The organism is Pseudomonas sp. 05N434 (assembly GCF_056396965.1).
This window is the reverse complement of record NZ_JBFTMK010000524.1, coordinates 1-3,567: the sequence shown is the minus strand read 5'-3', so window position 1 is coordinate 3,567 and position 3,567 is coordinate 1. Positions and strand designations below refer to the sequence as shown.

The 3,567-nt window shown below is 46.3% G+C and carries 6 protein-coding genes; all 6 read right to left on the bottom strand.

The genetic code is table 11. The features are described 5' to 3' along the window. Nucleotides 1–450 (bottom strand): L-tyrosine/L-tryptophan isonitrile synthase family protein (locus AC1DLB_RS25015; protein WP_477785836.1); only part of this gene is annotated, 450 nt, incomplete at its 3' end. 664 nt (nucleotides 451–1,114) lie between these two features. After that, the gene (locus AC1DLB_RS25010; RefSeq protein ID WP_477744651.1) at nucleotides 1,115–1,525 is read right to left on the bottom strand and encodes a hypothetical protein; all 411 of its coding nucleotides are present in this window, start codon (nucleotides 1,523–1,525) and stop codon (nucleotides 1,115–1,117) included. Then, nucleotides 1,498–2,160: a transposase gene (locus AC1DLB_RS25005; protein WP_477785837.1), complete on the bottom strand. Its 663-nt coding sequence runs from the start codon at nucleotides 2,158–2,160 to the stop codon at nucleotides 1,498–1,500. The genes AC1DLB_RS25010 and AC1DLB_RS25005 overlap by 28 nt, the downstream gene beginning before the upstream one ends. A gap of 160 nt (nucleotides 2,161–2,320) precedes the next feature. Further along, nucleotides 2,321–2,689: a hypothetical protein gene (locus AC1DLB_RS25000; RefSeq protein WP_105345757.1), complete on the bottom strand. Its 369-nt coding sequence runs from the start codon at nucleotides 2,687–2,689 to the stop codon at nucleotides 2,321–2,323. Nucleotides 2,690–2,691: 2 nt separating this feature from the next. Next, nucleotides 2,692–2,856, bottom strand: a complete 165-nt coding sequence (locus AC1DLB_RS24995; RefSeq protein WP_138867983.1) for a deaminase domain-containing protein — start codon at nucleotides 2,854–2,856, stop codon at nucleotides 2,692–2,694. Nucleotides 2,857–2,960: 104 nt separating this feature from the next. After that, on the bottom strand, nucleotides 2,961–3,341 hold the full coding sequence (locus AC1DLB_RS24990) for a hypothetical protein (protein WP_477744653.1): 381 nt from the start codon (nucleotides 3,339–3,341) through the stop codon (nucleotides 2,961–2,963). Between the last annotated feature and the right edge of the window lie 226 nt (nucleotides 3,342–3,567).

The following is a 3,567-nucleotide window of genomic DNA, read 5'->3' as shown; positions in this document are numbered from 1 at the left end:
GTGCTGGATAGCGTCGGTGTAGGCCTTGACGTCGGAATCGGGAACATGCACCAAGTCAGAGAACACATAGCCATCGGAGCAGATATGAATCAGCGCCCCCGGTGCATAGATCTCCTGGATCTCTGTGCACAGGCGGTTTAACTCATCGATAGCATGATGTTCAGCAAGATCGGGCAGATGACTCAGGGTTTTCTTGCGGCTGGGCGATTTGCCGGGAAAGGCTGGCAAGACCATTTCAATCTTGCGACCGCTCTCGACCGCCTGCATGACCTTGGTCAGATGGGGTTCCAGCACCTGCGACGACAGTTCGTGATCCTGCCCCGGGGCGAGGCTACGACGGCGAAACAGGCATTCAAGGATTTGCTCGGCAATGTTCATGTGTGGGGTGTTCTGATGCTCGTGCACCAGCTGACCGCACACCTGTTGAGCAACGGTGTTTGAACCTTGCATAGACAATCCCTTGTGTGGTGAACAACGGCCATCTTTTGGCCATCAGCAGATATCCCTTACCTGCGGGCGGCTAAATTCCTACAAGTTGTGAGGGCTGTCAATCGTGGCAATCCGGAATATTACGGCACCAAAATCACCGAAAACCCTCACACAGGCTCATGCAACGTCCAAGCTGGCAAGGCCATACTGCGGCCACACAAGTGTGTCTGGTCCTGATTCCATTACGCTCTTCCTGAAAAATAGATCGGAAGGTGTGAACCTTGTTCAGGATGGGACACCGTCCCCTTTTCTCGTTAGCCTGACAATCTGGTCAGTGCCGGCCACAGTTAGAATCAGCGGGRGGCTCAAAATTGAGTACGTTCGACAATGGACGACTAGATTTCCCGGACGGGACCACCTCATACACACTAAACGCACATATTGCCTGTCCGTTACCCTCAGCGGCGGGCCGATAAACAAGGGAAATCAGGGACAGACCACGTTTAATCGAAAGAGCACTGCCCTGCTCCCAAAAAACGTGGTCTGTCCCCGTTTATTCCCCGGGACAGATCTATTTTCTGGGGCGCGCACCACAACCAAATAAATAAATCCGCCCACTTTCTTGTCGCAATATTTATTGAAGATGGGACATAACAAACAATTAGATCCGCCCTCTCTTGCTTTATTAAGCTTTGACTAGAACAAACTCCAAAAACACATCGCTATCTGCGATCGATTCAATAAACAATTTAGCTGCTTCTCTGGATGCTGTCGGAAATTCTCTCCCGGCTACAGCAACCAGAGTGGAAAAGTCAGCAATACAGTCCATATCAGGAACTCTTTTGCCTCCTGCTATTTTAAAGCCTTCAATTCCGAGCACTGCGGCGTCATTTTGCTCGCAAAACCCCAACAGTTTAATCGCATCATCCAAGCTAAATAGAGGCGTGCCCCCCCAGAGCAGGGTCGGCTCCAGCTTAATACCCATCAGTCCGAAATCTTTCATTAAATCAATCCCAAGAGTATAAACGGGTATAAACGGGGACAGACCACGTTTTCCATCTAAAAAATCTAGTGCTTTTTCGGTCTGCCCGGGCATCCCCGCCGAGCTCGTCGCCCAATTATAGCTTCAATTTCGGCTGCAAATCGCGAACCACCAAGTACATAGTTGCCATTGGTGGCAGCCCGAATCTGGTCAACCAATCCTATCTCCAACTCGCTTCTAAAAAGCTCGCGATAGACTTCAGCAGTCGATACATCTGTGTCCCCAAGCGATAGGTACTGAGCATGCGGGGTAATGAGATGCGAAAACTCTGATTGTGCGTTAGCACGATAACTCGACCAACGATATTCCGCAGAATGCGTCACCATTTTGGCTCTGACAGGATTCATCTCAATGTAGCGATAACAGGCCAATACATAACTATCACTTTGAACAAGGCACGAACGGAAGCGTCCTTCCCATAAAGTCCCACTACGTCCATATGTACGATTTATGTATTGCACATATCGTTGCCCTATTCCTTTCATAAGCRAACTGGTACTGCTGTGCTCATGAGGGCTAATCAACAAATGGACATGATTAGTCATAAGACACCATGCGTGAATTTCACACGAATTTTTGTTGGCCTGTTCAGCAAGCAGCTCTAAATAAAAAAGGTAATCATCCTCTGAAAWAAAGCAAACTGATCTATTATTTCCTCGTTGAATCAGATGCAAGGGGACACCTGGCATCAAGAGACGTGCTCTGCGTGGCATATGGTGAATCCGTTCACAATTAATGATGCCAATAGCTTAGTCAATTCTATGAAAAACAATCTCCCTATCTATTTCACACTATTTCAGATCGCTAAAGGGCGACACAGAAAAATGTAGTCTGCCCCCATTCTCTCGATCACTTTAAAAAATTTTCTTTCACAAAATCCATCTCTAATTTCATACGCTCCAAATCCTCTCCACCCACCCCAGCTTTTATTAATTCTTGCACAGCACACTTCCCATATATATCRGCTAAAAGCTCCAACATCTCCTGAGCGTACAGGCTATCCTTTGACAACACCAACCCACGACGGGCTCCCTCCATATATATAGCAGTTTGAAGAACCGCATTTATCCCTGGCGAACCATCCTGAAGCAAACTTTCCGTCTCATCTTGGACATATGCAAACGCCTGTTCAGGCCGAAACTTTCGCCCTTCAATAGCATCACTATAAAGTCTTTTTACCAAACAAACCGCATCATAAAAATCAAGATCAGCCTTCACGTTTAATTCTCCACTGTAAACACGTTCAACTGAATTTTCGGGTATCGATCGCGAAACTGTCTAATCACATCAGTACAGCTAGGGCAAACCGACTTCTCCGATATTAGATTTATTTGCCCAACAGCACTCGGATTGTCTCCTAGCCGCTGAGCGACAGTTTCAAGAATTTTGAACTCTGGGAAAACGGGGACAGACCACGATTAAATTGAAGGAGCATTATCCAGCCCCTCGATAAATGTGGTCTGTCCCCGCTTTCGTTTTTTTGCACCAACTAATCAACCATGCTTTTCAGAAAACTAATACCAAACTCATCACGAATCACATACAAGCTTTCGTACTGAAAAGAAAGAACAAATTTAAAATCCGTCTCTATCGACAGCTTCGCAAGGAAAGACTTAATATCTTCAGAACTCTCCAGCAAATATTTTATAGGACAATGAAACGCTCCACTCATACCTGCTTTCCAATCAACATTGACCCCTTCAGCAGCAACGTCCTCAGGAGTACTAAAGCAACGAAATACAAAATAAACACCTGAATATTTAAAGTTACCTGTTAGATAACCACTTTCAATTGCGTGCTCAGCCCCCATCACTGAGAGCACTGAAGCAATTTCTTCAAAGGAAATTCCAACTTCAATCTCAAGATTCATTGTAATTGTCACTTCGCAGCCCCTATCACTCTAAATTCCCCGCCTTTCATCAAACATCGAAAACGGGGACAGACCACGATTAAATTGAAGGAGCATTATCCAGCCCCTCGATAAATGTGGTCTGTCCCCGTTTTCTTAAAGAGCCGAAAAATTACAAAACACTAACGCGCTTGACCGCGTCCTCTGTTGACAGCATCCAGAAGCAGTTCTAGCTCAAGGCCATAAC

Coding starts and splice junctions, on each gene's coding strand:
- AC1DLB_RS24990 (WP_477744653.1), bottom strand. CDS start 3,341: ATGAATCTTGAGATTGAAGTTGGAATTTCCTTTGAAGAAATTGCTTCA.
- AC1DLB_RS25010 (WP_477744651.1), bottom strand. CDS start 1,525: ATGCCCGGGCAGACCGAAAAAGCACTAGATTTTTTAGATGGAAAACGT.